Genomic DNA, 20,712 nt, shown 5'->3' with positions numbered 1-20,712 from the left:
GTTGACTTGTTAAAGCATATGAACGCATTACGGACGGGGATAGTGATATTCCTGATGGGCTGGGCACAAAGTCTCGGTTGGGCGCAGCAGTTCATGTTACCAACGCCTTCACGCCAATGGAATCAACCATACCCGATTAAGTTTTTTGACAAAAAACAGACTGATGAACAGAAATTGCTGATTTGGCAATCCAATCAAAGCAGTGGATTTTCGTTTGATGGGCACCATTTTCAACTAACTGATGAAAGCCAGCCCGGGAAAGCTAGATACCGGCTGGCACAATCGGAGTATGATGGGCGGATTTGGGTTATGGAGGATCGAGTAGGTCAGCCTCGTCAATTAGCGTATGTCGATCTCGCCAGAAGACAGATTGTTAACCTGCCAGATTCCAGTCAGTTAGTGAAAATGTACCTCCATTCGCAGGGATTTTCCAGATTGTATTTGGGTAAACATGGGAAAATTTGGCTTAGCCTGCCTGATAATCTACTAGTTGGCGTAAACTCCCGAACGTTGACAGTAGAGTGCGTAGTTAAGGCCGAAGCCCCTAAAGATTTAAGTGAAGCGCCCGACGGGCGGATCTGGTTCAATACACCAACTGGATTGGCAGTGTTGAATCCTAAAACGGGCCAACGTTGGGATTATCAGCATGACCCACAGCAACCAGATGGACTCTCGAAAGGAGAGATAACGGCCATTCGAGTTCGCGACAACGGGGATGTATTGCTGGGATTGCCTAATGAAATTAACATCCTGACTCCCAGTACAGGTAAGATTCGTAAAATTAAGCTTCCATTGCCGACAGCGGCCAGCCATATGTGGACGGATGCGTTTATTCCGGATCGAGCAGGGAACGACTACTTCTCGGTCGGGTTAATGGTCTGCCGGATTTCTCCGCAGGGACAACTACAACGGATTGATTTCTCGCATCCAGCCGAAAAAATCATCTCGTTATTTATCAATTCAGGAGAAGGCTCCGGACCCGACCGGCTATGGGTTCGTGTAATAAGTGGTCGAATTGATGAATATGATTTGAGTCGTTTGAGAGCTACAGAATCGTTCAATATTCTGGATGTAATCGTCAATGGAACCCGACTCATTGAGAATGAGCACACGCAGGAAGATCGGTTTCAGCGCGATTCAACAGGCTACCCCAGTATTCGGATCGAAGAAGGAGAATTTGTGCAGATTCGTTTTACCGCCTTTGCCGACTCTCGCGAATCGCGCTTCCGCTACAAAGTAGATAGCTACAGTCCGCAATGGTCGACATATTCTGATTTTGTTGGCGTTGCTACCTACCAATTGTCTGCCGGAACCTATCATTTTTTGTTTGATCGACAGACGCCTGCGGGCTGGCAAAAACAACCCGCTAGTTTGCGTATTGAAGTGCAACCAATTATCTGGAAAACGCTCTGGTTCCGATCATTGGTACTAATTGTGCTGGTTGGATTGGGATTTTGGGTAATTCGCAGTGCCAATCGAAGACGTAAACTGCGGAAGGAACTTGCCCGTCGGGAGTTTGAAGCGGCAACGCTACGTCAGATGGACGAATTGAAAAGCCAGTTTTTTGCCAACATTACCCACGAATTTCGGACCCCGCTGACAATCATTCTGAACGCAACGGAGCAATTGGCAGATGAACCAAATACGTCTCGGAGAGCTGATCGACTCAACACAATTCAGCGGAACGCCAATCAGTTGCTCAGGCTGATCAACGAAACCCTCGAAATGACCCGATTAGATGCGGGCAGACTGGATAAACGAGATTACCTTGGTGATCCAATTGCGTTTGTATATCAGATGGTTGCGCAGTTTAAAGGACTGGCTGAGCAGAAAAATCTTGAGCTGAATTGGAGTAGTCCTATACCAACCGACGATCATCCGGACTTATATCATTTCGATCAGGACAAGCTGGAAAAGATTACCTACAATCTGCTTGCCAACGCCATTAAATTTACACATACCGATGGTCAGATTCAGGTTGAAGCGCTGATGACAGAGGAACAGAATCTGGTATTTCGAGTAAGCGATTCGGGAATTGGGATACCAACTGAACAATTAGCCCGCATTTTTGATCGATTTCATCAGGTGGATTCGTCATCGACTAAGGCGTATTCAGGCACGGGTATCGGTTTGGCCCTTGTGAAAGAATTAACGGAATGGTTAGGAGGCAGCGTGAATGTGGAGAGCGCCGTTGGAAAAGGCAGTCAATTTACCGTAAGCATACCCCTGAAAATCTACGAATCGTCGGAGGCTGCCGAAGCTATTTTGCCACAACCAATAGATGTTGACAGTAAATTGACTGATGTAATACCTGTTGCTGAGCCGGCAGCTAATTTTGTTAAGAACGTGGCTCTAAAAGATGATAAACGATCATTGGTGTTGGTCGTTGAAGATAACGCTGAACTGCGTCGGTTTGTGGTTGATTATCTGGCTAAGACTTATCAGGTAATTACGGCTGAAAATGGGCTGATAGGCCTCCAAAAAGCGCAGGACCAAATACCAGACCTAATCATAAGCGATGTAATGATGCCCGGTATTGATGGCTTCGAACTGGTTGAACGTCTGAAAGCTAATGAATGTACAAGCCATATTCCTGTCGTGTTATTGACGGCTAAATCATCCTATGATAGCCGTATGAAAGGCCTTGGCGTAGGGGCCGATGATTACCTTGGCAAGCCGTTTAGTTTGGCTGAATTACGTTTACGTATTAATAACGTTTTACAAACCCGGCAAAACTGGCAGTGCTGGCTAACCAATCGAACCGGCGAAGCCGGGCAGACCACAACTGCTGACCCGCAACTAAATCGAGAAGATAAATTTCTAACCCGAATGCGCCAGATTGTGCTCGATCATCTGAACGTCCAAACGATGGATGTGGACTGGCTGGCTGATCAGGCAAGTATGAGCCGTGCGCAACTTCATCGCAAACTAACCGCACTTACTACACTAAGCCCCAACCGGTTTATTCACCGCGTTCGGATTGAGAAAGCCGCTGAATTATTACGGACTGGTGAATTAAATGTGGCACAAATTGCCTATTCGGTTGGTTATAGTTCACCTTCCCATTTTACCAAAGTGTTTCGGGAGCATTTTGGTTATGCCCCCACGAAAGTAAAAGAGTAATCGTTCTGCATCGAAAGACTGTTAAGTTTGTTGTATGAAACTTACTCAACCCGTTCGGCTGACGATGGTAGGAGGGGGAAGTTGGGCGACTGCGCTCGTGAAAATCCTCTCCGAAAATAATGTCAGCGTAAAATGGTGGCTTCGCAAAAAAGCCGATGCGGACCACATTAAAAAATTCGGCCATAATCCCAGCTATCTGAGCGATGTGCAGATCAACACTCGTAAAGTGAAGGTTTGTACCAAAATCAAGGAAGCCTTTCGCGACAGTGAATATATCATTCTGGCTGTACCGGCCGCTTTCGTTGGCGATGCATTAACGGGCATCACGTCAGCGCATTTTGCCGGGAAATCGGTTGTGTCAGCCATAAAAGGCATGATTCCAGGCGCCAATCAACTGGTTACGGATTGGGTAAGCCAGCAGTTTGACGTCCCCGTTGAGCGCATGTCGGTAATTGCCGGTCCTTGCCATGCCGAAGAAGTGGCGCTGGAAAAACAGTCTTATCTGACCATTGCCTCCCAAGATCCTGTCCAGGCTGGGAAAGTTGCTGATTTGTTGCGCTGTCGGTTCGTCCAGACAACTCCTGTGGATGATATTTACGGGATCGAGTATAGCGCCGTGATGAAAAATATTATTGCTTTGGCTAGTGGTATTACGCGAGGATTGGGCTATGGCGATAATTTTCAGGCGGTCCTGGTATCCAATGCCATGCAGGAAATTAAACGGTTTGTGGACGCGATTTACCCAAAACATCGCGACCTAAGTGGATCGGCTTACCTGGGGGACCTACTGGTAACAGCCTATTCGCCATTCAGTCGTAACCGAACATTTGGTACACTCATTGGTCGCGGCTATACAATCCAATCGGCTCAGGCTGAGATGAATATGATTGCTGAAGGGTATTATGCCGTCAAAAGTATACACGAAATAAACCAGAAAGTTGGCGTTGATATGCCGATTACAAATGCTGTTTACTGTATCCTTTACGAACGTGCAGCACCGACGGCTGAAATGAATTTGTTGAAAGGGATGTTAGTGTAAAGTCGATAGTCAATGGTCATCAGTCGATAGGGGTGCCTGCAGAAAGTATACTTGTAAGTCCGTTACCAAGAACCGACGTTTGTTGACGATCGACTCAATAAAAAAGCTCCCTGAAAAATCAGGGAGCTCTATATCGTTTATAGCGGTTGTCGGTAAAAGTTACCGGCAGTTGTGCCTTAGCAAAAATTACTTCGCGCTATCAGCAGCCATCGTCGATGCAGTGTCGGTAGCCATCGTCGTGTCAGCAGCCATCGTCGAAGAAGAATCGGTCGTGGTTGTGGTCGTTTCGGTAGACTCAGTTTTTTTCGAGCTGCAAGACGTAGCCAGGGCGATCATCGCCATGAAAAAGAAGGCTGATTTTGTGATTGCTTTCATAGTTTTGAGAATGTTTTCGTTTAAGTGATTAATGATTAATGTCGACTATTAATACGTGATCAGGAAAAAGGTAACCCAACAATTTTTAATTTTTTTTTGGGTTACGTATCAAAGGTTTCCGTATTAAGTAATGACTCAACCAATGAAGGAAAGTAGGCATTCTGTATTGACTGATGAGGAGTTGCTCATGGGGCTGGCCAACGGTTCCGACGACGCTTTGACTCAGTTATATCGCCGGTATTTTCCGATGGTCCTTCACTTCGTAGCTAATAATAGTGGTACAGACGACGATGCGAAGGATATTTATCAGGAAGTATTGATTGTACTTTATGAAAAAGTAAGGAGTGGTTCGCTGGAGTTACACTGCCAATTGAAAACGTACATTTACTCAGTTAGCAGACGTCTGTGGCTCAAGCAATTAGCACATAAAAGCCGCTTCATGGTGCGCGATGTTGAAACGCCCGCGTCAAACGAAGCCGCACTGGAGCAACTAGATGATGATCTGTCTGTACATGAAGAACGGGATCAACAGTTTGAGTTAATGGCTGATTCTCTAAACCGGCTTGGCGAACCCTGCCGAACGCTGTTAGAGGATTTTTACATTCAGCATCTAAGCATGCAGGATATTACAGAAAAGTTTGGCTACACCAATGCTGATAACGCGAAAACCCAAAAGTACAAGTGTTTGATGCGGTTAAAACGGCTTTTCTTTTCAGAATACAAACAGTGAAAACTAAAGGTCAAAAAGTTGTAAAGTTGATAGAGTTGTAAAGTATAGGTCTGATTATCAAGAGTTTATGCTTCGTAACTACAATACATTATAACTATAGAACTCTTTTCAAGATGGACGAAGAAAGAGATATCGAAAACGCCCTACAGGCATACGGTGAGCGGCTTCGCTTGAAACGGCGGCTGGCCGCAATTCAAGCGGATACCGACATGAATGCGATGCGTCGGGCAGCAGACACGTATCAGTCGGAAGAGAGACAAGCTGGGCAAATTCGTGCCTTGTGGCAAACCTACCGAACTACGCTGGCAGTTGCCGCGTCGGCAGCTATCATCACGACGTTTGGCTCTATTTTTCTGTATCGATCCTATCAGCAAAGCCATAAGCAGGAGCAGCAGTATAGTCAGCTAAGTAAAGAAATTCAGGCTGTTAAGTCGTCGCAACGAAAATTGCTCAGCGATCTGAACGGACGTGGTCGGATGTTGAGCGTTAATCCAGGGCAGGTAGCAGGATCAGGCTTTTTGCTGACAGGTGATGGCTACTTTGTGACCAATAATCACATTGTTCGCGATGCCGATTCTGTCTACGTACAAAGTGGCAAAGGTGAAGTGTTTAAAGCACGGGTTGTATATACCGATCAGGCTCATGATCTGGCTTTTCTGCAACTTTGCGATGATAGTGCGTTTCGTTCACTGCCTCCCGTTCCGTATAGTTTCGATGCTCGTCCGTCGGATTTGGGCGAACGTGTGTATACTCTCGGCTATCCTCGGGAAGAAATTGTATATGGTGAAGGATATCTAAGTTCAGGAACTGGTTATCGGGGTGATTCAACAGCGTATCAAGTAGCGATTGGTGTCAATCCGGGGAACTCAGGTGGTCCGCTGTTGAACGAAAAAGGAAATGTAATCGGAATTATTAGTGGTAAACAAACCACATCGGAAGGAGTAAGTTTTGCCGTAAAAACAAATTATCTGTTTGAAGCGCTCAACGTGATTCCGGCTGATTCGATGAAAGGCCAACCACTGCGCCTTAACAAGAAAAATACGTTAGCTAATTTGCCAAGGAAGCAGCAAATCAAGCGGATACAGGATTACGTATATCAGGTAAAAGTATTTAAGCACAAAGAATAAAATAAACTAAACAGTTGACCTATGTTTCTGGTTATTGTTGATAAGTAAAATAACTCAACGACCATGAAAAAGCTCATAGGATTGACAACTGCGCTACTTTTTTCAACGGCAATAGTGCTGTTCGCGCAGGATACCAAAGAAAAAGCGAAGGAGACAGCCCATCAGGCTAAAGAAACGACAAAAGCAGCTGGACGTAAAGTGAGTCGTGAGGCTGATAGAGCAGGCGACAAAATGTCAAAAGCCGCTAAAAATACGAAAGAGGACGTTAAAGAAGGAACTGACAAAGCCCTTACCAAGACAAAACGTTCTATGAAAAAGGCCGAACGCAAATTAGATAATTCGAAGTAGACGTTGGTTTTAGATTTAAAACGGTGCTATTCCTCACGAAGGATAGCACCGTTTTTTTATGAGGACTTGACGAACTTCAATCCCTGATTACTGCGTTGTTTCCAAACAGGTTATTCTGAATTTACTTATGAATGCATCCGTATCAGTTCTGTTGTTTGGAATCACCCGCGATCTGACGGGCCTGACAACTGTGTCTGTGCCAATTTCTGAAAATGCTCGCGTTGGCGATTTGCTCAATGTGTTACACCAGCAATATCCTAAACTGGCAGGCATCCGGTCATTATTAGTAGCGGTTAATGGCGAATATGCTGAGACGGACCAGTTACTGACCAGTAACGACGAGATTGCTTTAATTCCTCCCGTCAGCGGGGGATAGTTTTCATCACTTTTTTTCATCATTTACTTGTTGTATGATTACCCTTACTGCCGATCCGATTGACGTAGCCACTGCACTCATTGACCTTCAATCAGCACAGGCTGGGGCGATTGATTTATTTCTGGGTGTTGTCCGGAATAATACACAGGAGCGCCCGGTTGATCGGCTTGAGTATGAAGCGTATGATCGGATGGCCATCAGTGAAATGCAGAAAATTGCCGATGAAGCGCGTCGGCGCTGGCCAATTCTGCGCTGTTTGATTATTCACCGGAAAGGTACATTACAAATCGGGGAAGTTGCTGTGTTAATTGGAGTCGCTACAGCTCACCGCGCCGATGCTTTCGAATCTTGTCGCTTCATTATCGACACCATCAAACAAACAGTTCCGATCTGGAAAAAAGAAGTATTTACGGATGGTGAAGAATGGGTAAATGCGCACCCGTAACGATGTATAAATTAGAAGGCTAGTTGATGCGGATATCTCCTATCTCACTTAATCATATATGTTCCGACAATAGGGTAGTGGTCAGAATACTTAATATAATTAATTGTTTCAAAGTCTAAGACTGGCAGTTTTGGATCGTGAAACTGGTGATCGATACGAATAAAGCCCGGTAAACGATTGTAGCTAAAGCCAAAGCCACGTCCACGGTCTTCGAAAGTATTAGGAAGAGTCCGGCGTAAGCGTTCATAAACGACGCTATAAGGCGTATCGTTATGATCGCCAGTTACGATAACGGGGTAGGGGCTTTCCCGGATACACTGCTCTACTTTTCTGACTTCATCATTTCGGTCAATAAACCCAGACCGGAGTGCACTCAAAACGCCCCGAGTTTCGTGCTGGACGCCTTTTATTTTATTTTGTCGTAGTACTCGACCTACCCGAATTCCCATGGAATGCAGATGTACATTAATGACGCGAACTGTATCTTTCCCGACTTTAATGTTGGCCCAAACCATCCCATTATGCATACCGAAAAACTCCCGACCAGAATCAACGATAGGGTATATGGAAAAAATGGCTACTCCAATATCGCCAAATCGGGTCTGCGCAAGTTCGGGATGCAAGAAAGCTGAGTACTGATAACCAGCTTCCTGAAACCGTGGAATAAGATTATATTCAGGTATGCTGGTTGTTGTATAGAATTCCTGAAAACACTTTATTGGGGCTTCATAACGTAATACGTAGTTGAGTATACGTCGAACGCGGGGAGTACTCTGGTTGGGCATCCATTCATCGGTTATTCCAAACTGATGAACATTGTAACTGAACACTTTCAGGGAAGTCCCCTTGCCCGTAGGTTCGATAGGTTCGTGCCAGACAAACGTTCGTGAACCAAATAGAACGATTCCAATCAAAACAGCTAATCCTGATAACCAACTCCGCCAGGGACGCGTTGTGAGCCACAGGCCAACAACAACTAAATTTAAACCCCAGACAACGGGTATGCTAATCATAATCATACCAGCCAGCCAATGCTCAACTTGCAAGCTGTAGAGGAGCCAGTAAGAGAAACAAGTATATAAAACCAGTAGCAGGTTAATCGACCACAGCAACGACCGAAAAAAATAAGCAACAACCTGTCCGACCCGCGTTTTTATTGCCATATTGTCGTTGTCGAATCAAAAAATAATCTCTTGAAGTGCCAAAAATAAGCTATACACGTTGGAACACCCACAATAGCGTTAGAATCTAGCTTGCTAAACATGCAAAAATAGATTACCTTTGTAGCACAAAAGACATGTGGTATTGATTAAAAAGGGGAGTCGCACTCCCTTTTTTGTTAGCCCTACCTTATGGATGATAAAGAAAAACTAAACCAGTGGATTTCTCCTTATCTGAATAATGGACAGTTTTATGTTGTTGATTATCAGATAGCTGGTCGTCGAGGTGGTCATGTTAAAGTCACGATTTTACTGGACAGCGACGCAGGTATTAGTATTGATGAGTGTGCGGAGATTAGTCGTAAATTAGGTGCGCAAATGGACGAGCAGAATTTTTTTGGCGATTCGCCATTTACGCTCGAAGTTTCGTCGCCGGGTGTTGATTTTCCGTTAACATTTCCTCGGCAATTTGTCCGTAATATAGGTCGGCAGCTAGTGGTAATTCTTACGGATGGTTCTATCCGAAAAGGAAAACTGGAATCCGTTGCCGACGATCACATTGTTTTGGATATAGAAGCTGAGAAAAAGTCAAAAAGTAAAAAGAAAAAAGAAGCTGATTTAGTTACTGAAACAGTTCCTGTTGGTCCTACACCAATTTCGTTTGAGCAAATTAAAAAAGCGAATGTAGAAGTATCATTTAAATAAAGTCATCAGTCGTTAGTCGATGATTGCCAGCCTTCACTAACGACTTTCGACTGATAACTAATGACTAAACACTATTATGACCAGTGGACTATTAATTGAATCGTTTGCTGACTTTGCCCGGTCGAAAAATATTGACCGGCCTACCATGATCGGTATTTTAGAAGAGGTTTTCCGAACGATGATTCGTAAAAAATACGGCACCGACGAAAATTTCGATGTGATTATCAACGCGGAAAGTGGTGATCTGGAAATGTGGCGGACCCGTGAAATCGTTGACGATGACTCTGAAGATATTTGGGATTACGACAAAATTCCGCTCGCCGAAGCGCGTAAAATTCAGGACGACTTTGAAGTAGGTGAGCAAGTTGCCGAAGAAGTAAAGCTGGAGGATTTTGGCCGCCGGGTTGTGCAAACTGCTCGTCAGACACTGATCCAGAAGATAAAGGATATGGAAAAAGAACTTCTTTATCAAAAATACAAAGACCAGGTCGGCGACTTAATTGGCGCTGAAGTCTATCAATTGCTAAAACATGAAATTATTCTGGTCGACGGGGAAAATAATGAATTAAGTTTACCCCGCACCGAGCAGATTCCGAAGGACCGCTATCGAAAAGGTGAGTCCGTAAAAGCAGTGATTAGCCGGGTCGAGATGTTGAATGGTACGCCTAAAATTGTTTTGTCTCGAACCTCACCAGTGTTTCTGGAGCGGCTGTTTGAGATTGAAGTACCTGAAATTTACGACGGCCTGATTTCGATTCGCAAAATTGTTCGTGAACCGGGTGAACGGGCGAAAGTTGCCGTAGAATCATACGACGATCGCATCGATCCGGTTGGCGCCTGCGTAGGGATGAAAGGGTCGCGTATCCACGGGATTGTTCGTGAGCTGGGCAACGAAAATATTGACGTCATTAATTATACCGAAAACCTTGAACTGCTGATTAGCCGTGCGCTGAGTCCGGCGAAAATCAGTACAATGCAAATTGACCGTGATCACAAACGGGTTTCTGTTTTTCTAAAACCGGATCAGGTTTCATTAGCTATCGGTAAGGGCGGGCAGAATATTAAACTGGCCGGTCGATTAGTAGACATGGAGATTGATGTATTCCGTGATAACGAAGGGCAGGAAGACGATGAAGACGTTGACCTGATGGAGTTCTCGGATGAGATCGATGCCTGGATGATCGATGAACTCCGGAAAGTGGGTCTCGATACGGCTAAGAGTGTCCTGGCGCTTAGTAAAGAAGAGTTAGTACGACGAACCGATCTGGAAGAAGATACGGTTGAAGAGATAATCAATATTCTGAAACAGGAATTTGAATAAAAATTGTTTGATAAACGATAGGTGATGAGTTGGCTGACGCGAAAAAACACTCATCTTTTATCGTTTATCACTCATCACTAACAAACACTTTTACAAAAGAGGGATTTTAATTGCCCTAACAATTGTTCATACCATAAGAACAACCATTAAATTTGCCGAATATAGACCGAACGTATGGCAGAAGAAAAGTCAATGCGCCTAAGCCAAGTGGCAAAAATTCTCAACAAAGGGCTTTCCTCTGTTGCGAGTAGTCTGTCTGCCAAAGGGTTTAAGGTGGAAATTAATCCTAACACCAAAATCAACATGGAACAGTTGGAGGTGTTAGCGAAAGAGTATAAATCAACGGAACTCCTGAACGGAGCTCGCCGGACCGAACAGCCTGTTGCGGTCGCTGAGCCACCGCGTCGTCAGGAGGAGGATGTTGTTGCATGGCGTCGGGATGACGCTAGACGTCCAAATGTAGAAACAAAGCCGGAACCTACTCCGGCTGAACTGCCTAAAGTACCTACAGCAGAACCTAAATCAATGCCGCAAACTGCTCAGACTGGTTTGCCTGGATTGACAATTGTAGGTAAAATTGACTTGAATCCTCCTAAACCGGCCACACCTTCTGTACCGCCAGTACAAGCAAAAACGACGCCTGTACAGGAGGTAAAAGCTCCTGAGCCACCAAAACCGGTGGAGGTTCGTCCTACGCCGGAAAGCGTAGTGGCACCTGTACAGGAAGTAAAAGCTCCTGAGACATCTAAGCCAGTTTCTGTCCCGCCACAAGCTGAGGTTGTAAAACCTGTTTCGGAGAAGCCGGTTGAAATAAAGACTGAGCCTGTACAAGTAACTCAGCCTACTATTTCTGCCAAAGAAAGTGCTCCGCCTGTTGAGAACAAGCCACAGCCTACGCAGGCTCCAGTGGAAAAGCCGGTTGAAAAAGTTGAAGTAGTGAAACCCATTGCCACTATAGAAGCGCCTAAGCCAGCATCTGTGCAGTCGAAGACGGATGTATCGCCAGCCAAACCGGCTGTAGTCACTCCGTCGGATGATGACGAGGTTGATGCGCCAACGGAAACCATTCGGGCGGCAGGTAGTCACCAATTGGGAGGATTGAAGATTCTCGGAAAGATTGAACTTCCTGTGAACAACCCGCGTCAGGGTCAAGGTGGAAATAATAATAATGCCGATAAGAAAAAGCGGAAGCGAATTCGTGGCGGACGTGAAGGTGCGTTAGGAAGTACGTCACAACCTAATCAGGGCGGTGGCCAGCAGCAAGGCCAGGGTGGAAACCGGAACGATCGTAACCAACGGGATGGTGATCGCGGACCCGTTAACCGCGCTCAGGGTGATCGTCCTCAAGGGGATCGCAATCAACCGAACCAGAACGGTGGTCAGCGTGATGGAAATCGCCAGCAGACTCAGGGTGGTAATCGTGAAGGCGATCGTAACCAGGCACCAGCCAATCGTGGAGGAGGTCAAAACCAGAATACCAGTAATAACAATACCCCGAACCGAAATGACCGAAATGGTCAAGGCGGTAATAACAACAATACCAATAACCGCAATAATAATAGCGGTGGTGGTAATAATAATGCCAATAACCGCTCAGGGGGTAATGGCCGTGATCGTGGTGGCAATCGGAATGACCGTTCTGGCAACAATCGCCGTGAAGCACCCACTCAGGCTGACGTTCGGAAGGCTATTCAGCAAACGAACGCCCGAATGCAGGGTAATACACCTAATCGGGGAGCAGACCGTCGTCGGGATCGCCGGAACCAGCGTGAAGAAGATCGCCGTTTGTTAAGTGAACAGGAAGAACTGGAAGCAAAAACGCTGAAAGTGACTGAGTTCGTTTCGGCTAATGATCTGGCTTCCCTCATGGACGTATCGATCAACGACGTTATCTCGGTTTGTTTGAATCTAGGTATGTTCGTATCGATCAACCAACGGTTAGATGCGGAAGCTATTACGGTTATTGCTGATGAATTTGGTTATGATGTTCAGTTTGTATCGGCTGAAGATGAAACCGAAGCTGGTATTGACGTTGAGGCTGATGAACCCGAAGATCTACAGCCACGTGCACCGATCGTTACAATCATGGGTCACGTTGACCACGGTAAAACGTCGTTACTTGACTACATCCGTCGGGCGAAAGTTGCGGCTGGTGAGGCCGGTGGTATTACACAGCACATTGGTGCTTATAGTGTAAAAACCAGCGACGATCGTATGATTACGTTCTTAGATACACCGGGTCACGAGGCCTTTACTGCCATGCGTGCACGGGGAGCTAAAGTTACAGACGTCGTTATTATTGTGATCGCTGCCGACGATAGCATCATGCCGCAAACGCGCGAAGCTATTAATCACGCACAAGTTGCTGGTGTGCCTATTGTCTTTGCGTTCTCGAAGATTGATAAACCAGGTGCTGATGCCGAAAAGATTCGGACTGAACTGGCTGCCATGAACATGCTCGTTGAAGAATGGGGTGGTAAGTACCAGGCTCAGGAAATCTCATCAAAATCAGGTCTTGGCGTTGACGATCTGCTGGAAAAAGTACTGCTCGAAGCCGAGTTGCTTGAATTGAAAGCTAATCCTGATCGTCGGGCATTAGGTACAGTGATTGAAGCTTCGTTGGATAAAGGCCGTGGCTATGTATCGACGGTACTGGTTGAAAACGGTACGCTTCGTCAGGGCGATATTATGCTCGTTGGGGCACACTACGGACGTATCCGAGCCATGACGAACGACCGGGGAGATCGGATTAAAGAAGCTGGGCCGGCAACACCCGTTCAGATTCTAGGTTTGCCTGGTGCTCCGCAAGCGGGTGATAAGTTCAATATTATGGAAACGGAGCGTGAAGCCCGTGAAATTGCGAACAAACGTGAGCAACTGCTTCGTGAACAAACGCTGCGTACACGGAAACATATCACACTCGAAGAAATCGGTCGTCGGAAGGCAATCGGTACCTTTAAGGAGCTGAATGTTATTGTGAAAGGTGACGTGGATGGTTCGGTAGAAGCTCTGTCAGATTCGCTCCTGCAGCTTTCTACAGAAGAAGTTCAGGTAAACATTATTCACAAAGCGGTTGGTCAGATTTCTGAATCGGATGTACTGCTGGCGTCAGCGTCGGATGCGGTTATCGTCGGCTTCCAGGTTCGTCCATCGTCAAGTGCGAGAAAACTTGCTGAGCAAGAGCAGATCGAAATTCGTCTCTACTCAATCATTTACGACGCGATCAACGAGGTAAAAGATGCCATGGAAGGCTTACTAGCACCGACTGTTGAAGAAGTCATTGTGGGCAATATTGAAGTTCGCGATGTATTCAAGATCAGTAAAGTTGGTACAGTGGCTGGTTGTTACGTAACTGAAGGAACGATCAAGCGTAATAACAAAATTCGGATCATTCGTGATTTCATCGTAATTCATACCGGTGAAATCAGTGCGCTGAAACGTTTCAAAGAGGACGTAAACGAAGTGAAAACAGGCTACGAATGTGGTCTGAGTATCAGAAACTTCAATGACATTGAAGTCGGTGATATTATCGAAAGCTTCGAACTGAAAGAAGTGAAACGAACATTATAAATCGGGATTTATCAGATTTTGAGATTAAGCTGATTTTGTTTTTCGCTTTGGAGAAGCGTTCATCTACAAAATCAAAGCCGGTCAGTTAAATCCGAAAAATCCTGGTTCAGATGGCCCCAATCAGTTTTCTGGTTGGGGCTTTTTTTCTTGGTGTAGTCGGTTTGGCTGCGTATCTTGAAAGCGGTTTATAGGGTCAATATATCGGGTGTGAACAAAGGTGTGTTTACGATTGATTTCGGCCTTTTTCCTCCAAACTATGAAACTCCTCTCTATTAGTGATTTGCACGGTCGGTCAGTCTGGAAAGATATTGATGTTGATAAGTATGATCGCCTTATTTTTCTGGGTGATTACACAGACAGCTACATTTTAGATGATGAAACAATTTTCTATAATCTGTACGATATAATTGAGTTAAAGCAAACGTATCCGGCCAAAGTGGTGCTATTGATTGGCAATCACGATGCGCAGTATGTGCATTATCCTGGCTATCGTTGTTCTGGGTTTCGAATTTTGGCTCAGCCAATGTTGAGTGAACTGTTTCACGAACATAAGACGCTTTTTCAGATAGCCTATCAGCAAGGTGCCTATTTGTTCACTCATGCCGGTTTAACCAATAAATGGCTGGCACGATTGCTGGTAAGAATCAGCGAGAAACCAGCTTTGATCACACCAGATTATGATTTAGCTGGTTTACTCAATGATGTGCATCGACAAGCAACCCGAATCCAGAATATGTTGTTTGAGGTTGGCCCTCACCGAGGTGGCAGTGATCCATTTGGCGGACCAGTCTGGGCAGATCGTTCTGAAACGAAAAAGGATTATTTGACGGGTTTTTATCAGGTAGTCGGTCATACACCTATCGACGATTTTACAACTTTTGGCGATCACACCGGTTCAATAACCTACACGGATGTATTGCAAACGAAAACAGCATTTTACGAAATCACAATCCCTGATTAACTTGGAAACGAAAGAGCTATGCGAAATCGTTAAGAATAAAACCGTCAGCCCAAGTCAGGCGTTGCCAAGCAACGTTTGCTGATAGATAGCATCCTTGACAATACCTGACTATTTCTGATAAGACCTGAACATCTCTGAATGAATTTCCTTTATCCCTCCTTCTTATTTGGACTGATGGCCGTGTCGGTTCCGATAGCCATTCACCTGTTTAATTTTCGACGGACACGACGGGTATTTTTTACGAATGTAGCTTTGCTGAGAACGGTTCAAACCGAAACGAAATCGTTTCGACGGTTGAAGCATTGGCTAATTTTGGCCTGCCGCTGTTTATTCCTGATCTGCCTGGTATTAGCATTCGCGCAACCGTTCATTCCCAGTAAAAATAAATTGGGCCTGTCGCGGCAGGGGGTTACGAGTTTATACGTCGATAACTCGTTCAGTATGCAGAACGAGCGCAATACGAAACGATATTTAGATATCGCTATTGGTAAACTGGATGAACTACTGACCTTATTTCGGAACGCTTCATCACTTCAATTGCTTACCAATGATTTTTCAGCCGCTGAGCAACAGGCTGGGACCGCTGAAGCCGTGCGTGACCGAGTTACGTCGATCCGATTTGCGCATACGCCCCGCACTCTTGAAACCGTTTATCGTCGTCAGCGAAACTTGCTTAGTTCGCTTAACCCGGGTGGACGGAATCAATTATTTTGGTTCTCCGATTTTCAGAAAAGCACTGTTGGTGATTTATCGCGACTTAAGATTGATACGACGGATCGGCTGTTCATTGTTCCGTTAGATGCTCAGCCAACTAAAAACGTATACGTTGATTCAGTTTGGCTTAGCACGCCGTTTATTCGTGAAATGCAGAACAACAGCTTGAATGTAAAGCTGAATAATGCAGGTCGGGAAAATGTAAAAAACCTGCCGGTTCGATTGTATCTGGATGATGCGCAAACGTCAACAGCTTCGGCAACGATACAGCCAGGTGGCTCAGCGACGGTTTCGCTCAATTTTAATGTAACATCAAAAGGGTATCACCGAGGGCGAATTGTGTTCGAAGATTTTCCGATTACGTTCGATAATCAGTACTTTTTTGTGATCGAAGCGTCGCCTGCAGTGCGTGTGCTGCATTTATTTGAGGAAAAAGCTAGTTCATCGACGCGCTCAACAGATTATGTTGATGCCGTTTATTCAAATGATAGTTTATTTGTTCGACGAAGTTTCAACGCTCAAAATTTCGACGTTGGACAATTAAAAGAAACAGATTTGATTGTTTTGGAAGGCGTTTCGGATGTAAGTGGAACACTACGCGCTGAATTGGAGCGATTCGTCCGCCAGGGAGGAAGCTTGGCCATAATTCCACCTGCGAACCCCAATGCTGCTTCCTACGATCCTTTTCTTCGGACTTTAGGGATTGGAAATGTGCAGGTTATGGCAGCCGGTACAACGCCCAACCCACTGCCTGTAGCCGATCCGGACCGGCGAAATCCATTTTTTCGCGATGTTTTTCAGCAGAGTTATCAATCGGATCGGCTGAATTTGCCAACGGCAGCTCCTGTCTGGCGATGGAGCGAAGGTGAACGATTGCTAAGTCTGCGTGATGGAAGTCCTTTATTAACGAAATCAACGATCGGCGGTGCCGGAAGTCGGCAGGGAAGCGTTTATTTATTGGCTAGTCCATTGGCATCGACCTATGGAAACCTGGCCGAACACGCGCTTTTTGTTCCCATTATGTATAAAATGGCAGCTTTGAGTGTTCGACCGCAGCGGACAGCGTATTCGTTTGATGATAATTTGATTACGGTTCCAGTTAGTAATCCATCCGAAAAATCAGTTTATAAACTAAAGCACGACAAGCTGGAAATCATTCCTGTACAGCGAATTGTAGGAAATCAGCTTCTACTCGAAATGCCAAAAAGTAACGAATTAGCGGCTGGTCAGGAAGTGGAGGCAGGTTATTTTGCACTTCAGTTAGATGGAAAAACTGAACGACTCATGGCGTTTAATCATGGCAATCAGGAGTCAACGATGGACTTTTATTCGGCCGATGAATTGCGTCGTGCATTTGCTAACCAGCCGAATGTTGACGTATTTGATAGTATTCAGGATGGGGATTTCGTACAGGTACTCGAACAGGAAAATCTGGGAAAAAGTCTCTGGAAGTATTTTCTGCTAGCGGCTCTGGCCTTTTTGTTGGTTGAAGTTGGATTAGTGCGATTTATGAAAGGGTAATTCGCTTTTGTAAAACGGCTATCGCACTTGGTATGACGGCGCGTTACGTCCGAAATTTCTATCTTTACCGTATGAATGAACGATTCAAATACTGGATCAAACGGTTTGGTTGGCTTGGTTTTCTTTTCTTCCTGATCAAGGGATTACTGTGGATTCTGATTCCCTATCTCATTGCCAGAGGCATCCTCTCGAAATAGTCCCAAGTCGGGGTACTGGTTTGCATCAAATTTTCTGATAATTGCGTAACTAATTGTACGATAGATAAGAGAATTGGTTTTTTAATTCACCAATTCTGTAACTCTACGTATATTCAGTTATTAATTTGCAATTATACAGTATTTGGTAAACTGCTACTGGTATCATGCGAGGGGGGAGGAGGGGAAAGTTCGACGGGTCCGCATTAAGGCTAGTGCTGATGATAGCCTGGTTACTTCCGTTTAGTAGTCGGGCATCTCACATCATCGGAGGTGATGTTAGTATGCAGGCCGTTGGAATCACCCCCGGCTTATTTCGGCTACAGCTCAATCAATATTGGGATGCAACGCAGGTGATTGCAGGGTCTGTAGGTAATCCGGGAAATCAGGATGAATCCGTCGTCTTACGGATCTATCGTAAGCAAAACCCCATCCTGATCGAGAAAGTCACGCTTAGACTTCAGGAAACACTCCCGCTTACTTTCGATAATGCCGCCTGTGCCACCATTCGTCAACTGAGTTTTACGCAGGCTCGTTATTATACAAACTACCAATTTAATATCGCTAATTATACGGATCCCGGCGGGTATTACATTGTTTGGGAGCGTTGTTGCCGAAACGATGGCCTGACAAATGTAAACAGTGCGGTAACAGCGGGAGCGGCCATGACGTTTTATCTCGAATTTCCACCCATGACTAAAAATGGATCGAATTTGAGGAATTCATCACCCGAATTTCGGATCCCAAACGGTGAATATATCTGCATCAATAAGCTATTTACCTTTGAGGCTGGCGCAACCGATGCCGATGGCGACCAACTTCGTTACTCACTCGTCACACCTTTAAATGGCTATACGACGCGAACAGCTCCTACGGCAATCGACGAATCTCCTAAAACTAGTTATCCATCAGTTAGCTGGGCGGCAGGGTACAGCTTATCGAACATTATTCCAGGTAATCCATCGCTGTCTATTAACCCAACAACAGGGCAGTTAAGCGTTCGGGCATCTCAGGAAGGACTTTATTTATTCACCGTTCAGTGTGAAGAATATCGAAACGGCGAACGGATTGGCGTTGTTCGGCGAGATTTCCAGCTTCCTGTAGTTGATTGTGTTAAAAATACATTGCCCCCTGCCGTTGTGATGGCTAATGGAAAGGTCGCATCTGATTTAGTCTGGTGTGGTAGCCAACCGTTAATTCTATCTGTTGAGCAGAATTCGACCTGGGCATATCAATGGCAAAAAGATGGCGTTAACCTGCGAGGCTCTACATCCGATACGTTACAGGTAAATGCACCGGGCGTGTATACAGTGGTAAAAAGCCAGGCGAAGGCCTGTGTAACTGATACGACATCACAAGCGATCAAAGTTACGTATGTAACAGCACCACCTGTTTCGCTCTCATTAACTACACCGAAACCTTATTGTACGGGTGATACCATTACGATACAGGCTCAAGGCCAACCGGATTACCAATACCGATGGCGGGTAGATGGTAAAGATATTGTTGGAGCTGAGCATGCTACACTCCGGGTGTATCAATCGGGTTTATATACGGTAATGGCCCGTCCTACGTTGGCTGTCTGCGATGGAATTGATACCCTACGAGTGGTGATAAACCCTAAACCGACAACGCAGATTAAATCCCCCGCGTCGGTAATTTGCTCCGGTGATTCCATACAGTTTACGGCTGATGGTCAGACAGGTTATCGATATAGGTGGGATTTGAACGGCGCTAAGCTTGTAGATACTACAGCTCGACTAACGGTACGACAGGCAGGAACCTATCAAGTTACGGTGACGGCCCCAACAGGTTGTACAGCCACTTCATCGACAGTAAAGCTAACCACATATAATCGACCTGTCGTTTTAATGGATTCTATTCCACCCGTGTGTGTGAGCAATAGTGCAATGATCACCCTAGCCGGCCAGCCATCTGGCGGTACTTACAGTGGATCGGGTGTGCAGGGAAATCAATTCAATCCGGCTGCGGTGGGAATTGGTACGTATACACTCACTTATACGGTTGTTTCAGATAGTGTTTGTCGGACGCAGAGAAGTCGACAGGTCGAGGTGGTTGCCAGTCCTGTATTAACGGGACAAACGGTGTACTGGTTAGCGAAAGGCAATAGCGTTCAGTTAGTAACAAAGTCGGATCAAGTAATCAGTAGCTATCGCTGGACTCCGCCCGAATCGCTGAACCGGTCTGATATTGAAAGCCCTACGGCCAGTCCGCAAATGACAACACCATACAGTGTTACCGCTGTAGGAACAACAGGTTGTATTGGTATTTTTGCTGTCCGGGTAGAAGTATCGACACCATTATACATTCCGTCAGCCTTCTCTCCTAATGACGATGGTAATAATGACCAATGGGTTTTGCCAAATATCAGCGAATTTCCAGAGTGTGAAGTATCGGTTTTTAATCGCTGGGGACAGCTTATCTTTTTCTCAAAAGGTTATGAGCAACCGTGGGATGGCACATATCATCAGGAATTGGTGCAATCGGGCGTTTATACATACCAAATAAAAACGGGGAATAATCCATTGGCTACTACGTATCGCGGCCACTTGATCGTTGTTCGCTGACGATCTCATTGAGTGGATTTTTCGTCTAATTTGCCTAAACAATCTATACTTCCTGAGGTTAGAATGGTAAGGAATTCTCCGAAAAGGTAACAAACAAGCGTTATGGAAAATCAAGAGAAGAACGACATCATTCGGGCGAAGCAGGCAATTTCGCCCGCCGGGTTAGCCGATCAATCGGTAGAGGGGACGAGCGGAGTGGGAAGTCAGATTGATCCTGATGAACTAGCTCCCGATGAACTGGAGGATGAGTATATGGATGGCGATAAACCAGGAGCCAATGTGCGTATGAAACACCCTAATCGCAACCCAAATCCTAAGCCAGATATTGACAAACCTGCGTATAGCTAAGTGACAAAAAAGGCAATCTCTCTACAGATTGCCTTTTTAATTTACTGATAGCCAATTAATAGCTATA

The 20,712-nt window shown here is 45.4% G+C and carries 17 protein-coding genes; 15 read left to right on the top strand and 2 right to left on the bottom strand.

The annotated features are described in order from the left end of the window. Positions 1 to 18: 18 nt before the first annotated feature. Positions 19 to 3,123, top strand: a complete 3,105-nt coding sequence (locus ACYVE4_RS12260) for an ATP-binding protein (protein ID WP_461040190.1) — start codon at positions 19 to 21, stop codon at positions 3,121 to 3,123. A gap of 34 nt (positions 3,124 to 3,157) precedes the next feature. Continuing rightward, complete coding sequence (locus tag ACYVE4_RS12255; protein WP_461040188.1) at positions 3,158 to 4,162, top strand: NAD(P)H-dependent glycerol-3-phosphate dehydrogenase; 1,005 nt, start codon at positions 3,158 to 3,160, stop codon at positions 4,160 to 4,162. Positions 4,163 to 4,348: 186 nt separating this feature from the next. On the opposite strand, the gene ACYVE4_RS12250 is transcribed toward ACYVE4_RS12255, so the two are convergent. After that, on the bottom strand, positions 4,349 to 4,537 hold the full coding sequence (locus tag ACYVE4_RS12250) for a hypothetical protein (protein WP_461040187.1): 189 nt from the start codon (positions 4,535 to 4,537) through the stop codon (positions 4,349 to 4,351). Positions 4,538 to 4,679: 142 nt separating this feature from the next. On the opposite strand from ACYVE4_RS12250, the gene ACYVE4_RS12245 reads away from it, so the two are divergent. From ACYVE4_RS12245 to ACYVE4_RS12225, 5 genes are all read left to right on the top strand, one after another. After that, entirely contained in the window at positions 4,680 to 5,267 is a 588-nt protein-coding gene (locus tag ACYVE4_RS12245; RefSeq protein WP_461040185.1) for an RNA polymerase sigma factor, read from the top strand. A gap of 113 nt (positions 5,268 to 5,380) precedes the next feature. Next, the gene (locus tag ACYVE4_RS12240; RefSeq protein ID WP_461040183.1) at positions 5,381 to 6,394 is read left to right on the top strand and encodes a S1C family serine protease; all 1,014 of its coding nucleotides are present in this window, start codon (positions 5,381 to 5,383) and stop codon (positions 6,392 to 6,394) included. 63 nt (positions 6,395 to 6,457) lie between these two features. After that, positions 6,458 to 6,742, top strand: coding sequence for a hypothetical protein (locus ACYVE4_RS12235; RefSeq protein ID WP_461040182.1), 285 nt, complete (start codon positions 6,458 to 6,460; stop codon positions 6,740 to 6,742). 127 nt (positions 6,743 to 6,869) lie between these two features. Beyond that, entirely contained in the window at positions 6,870 to 7,118 is a 249-nt protein-coding gene (locus ACYVE4_RS12230) for a MoaD/ThiS family protein (RefSeq protein WP_461040180.1), read from the top strand. A 34-nt stretch (positions 7,119 to 7,152) separates the two neighbouring features. Then, positions 7,153 to 7,563, top strand: coding sequence for a molybdenum cofactor biosynthesis protein MoaE (locus ACYVE4_RS12225; protein ID WP_461040179.1), 411 nt, complete (start codon positions 7,153 to 7,155; stop codon positions 7,561 to 7,563). A gap of 44 nt (positions 7,564 to 7,607) precedes the next feature. Here the strand turns inward: ACYVE4_RS12225 and ACYVE4_RS12220 are convergent, their stop codons facing one another. Next, positions 7,608 to 8,726 carry an endonuclease/exonuclease/phosphatase family protein gene (locus ACYVE4_RS12220; RefSeq protein ID WP_461040178.1) on the bottom strand — a complete coding sequence of 373 codons (1,119 nt, stop codon included), beginning with the start codon at positions 8,724 to 8,726 and terminating at the stop codon, positions 7,608 to 7,610. A gap of 189 nt (positions 8,727 to 8,915) precedes the next feature. Here ACYVE4_RS12220 and ACYVE4_RS12215 point away from each other — a divergent pair, with 189 nt between their 5' ends. The 8 genes from ACYVE4_RS12215 (at position 8,916) to ACYVE4_RS12180 (ending at position 20,645) form a co-directional block, all read left to right on the top strand. After that, the gene (locus ACYVE4_RS12215) at positions 8,916 to 9,428 is read left to right on the top strand and encodes a ribosome maturation factor RimP (RefSeq protein ID WP_461040177.1); all 513 of its coding nucleotides are present in this window, start codon (positions 8,916 to 8,918) and stop codon (positions 9,426 to 9,428) included. A 76-nt stretch (positions 9,429 to 9,504) separates the two neighbouring features. Further along, positions 9,505 to 10,749: a transcription termination factor NusA gene (gene nusA / locus ACYVE4_RS12210; RefSeq protein ID WP_461040176.1), complete on the top strand. Its 1,245-nt coding sequence runs from the start codon at positions 9,505 to 9,507 to the stop codon at positions 10,747 to 10,749. Between the two features lie 174 nt (positions 10,750 to 10,923). Beyond that, positions 10,924 to 14,319 (top strand): translation initiation factor IF-2, encoded by a 3,396-nt coding sequence (gene infB / locus ACYVE4_RS12205; protein WP_461040174.1) that lies wholly within the window; start codon positions 10,924 to 10,926, stop codon positions 14,317 to 14,319. Between the two features lie 256 nt (positions 14,320 to 14,575). Further along, a complete protein-coding gene (locus ACYVE4_RS12200; RefSeq protein ID WP_461040172.1) occupies positions 14,576 to 15,280 on the top strand; it encodes a metallophosphoesterase in 705 nt (234 codons plus the stop codon). Positions 15,281 to 15,418: 138 nt separating this feature from the next. Then, complete coding sequence (locus ACYVE4_RS12195) at positions 15,419 to 17,515, top strand: BatA domain-containing protein (protein WP_461040171.1); 2,097 nt, start codon at positions 15,419 to 15,421, stop codon at positions 17,513 to 17,515. 71 nt (positions 17,516 to 17,586) lie between these two features. Then, positions 17,587 to 17,712, top strand: coding sequence for a hypothetical protein (locus ACYVE4_RS12190; protein ID WP_461040169.1), 126 nt, complete (start codon positions 17,587 to 17,589; stop codon positions 17,710 to 17,712). A 218-nt stretch (positions 17,713 to 17,930) separates the two neighbouring features. After that, positions 17,931 to 20,297, top strand: coding sequence for a T9SS type B sorting domain-containing protein (locus ACYVE4_RS12185; RefSeq protein WP_461040168.1), 2,367 nt, complete (start codon positions 17,931 to 17,933; stop codon positions 20,295 to 20,297). A gap of 102 nt (positions 20,298 to 20,399) precedes the next feature. Then, positions 20,400 to 20,645 (top strand): hypothetical protein, encoded by a 246-nt coding sequence (locus ACYVE4_RS12180; protein WP_461040167.1) that lies wholly within the window; start codon positions 20,400 to 20,402, stop codon positions 20,643 to 20,645. The last annotated feature ends 67 nt before the right edge of the window (positions 20,646 to 20,712 follow it).

The organism is Spirosoma harenae, assembly GCF_054776975.1.
The sequence above is the reverse complement of the archived record's forward strand: the minus strand, read 5'-3'. Positions and strand labels throughout refer to the sequence as shown.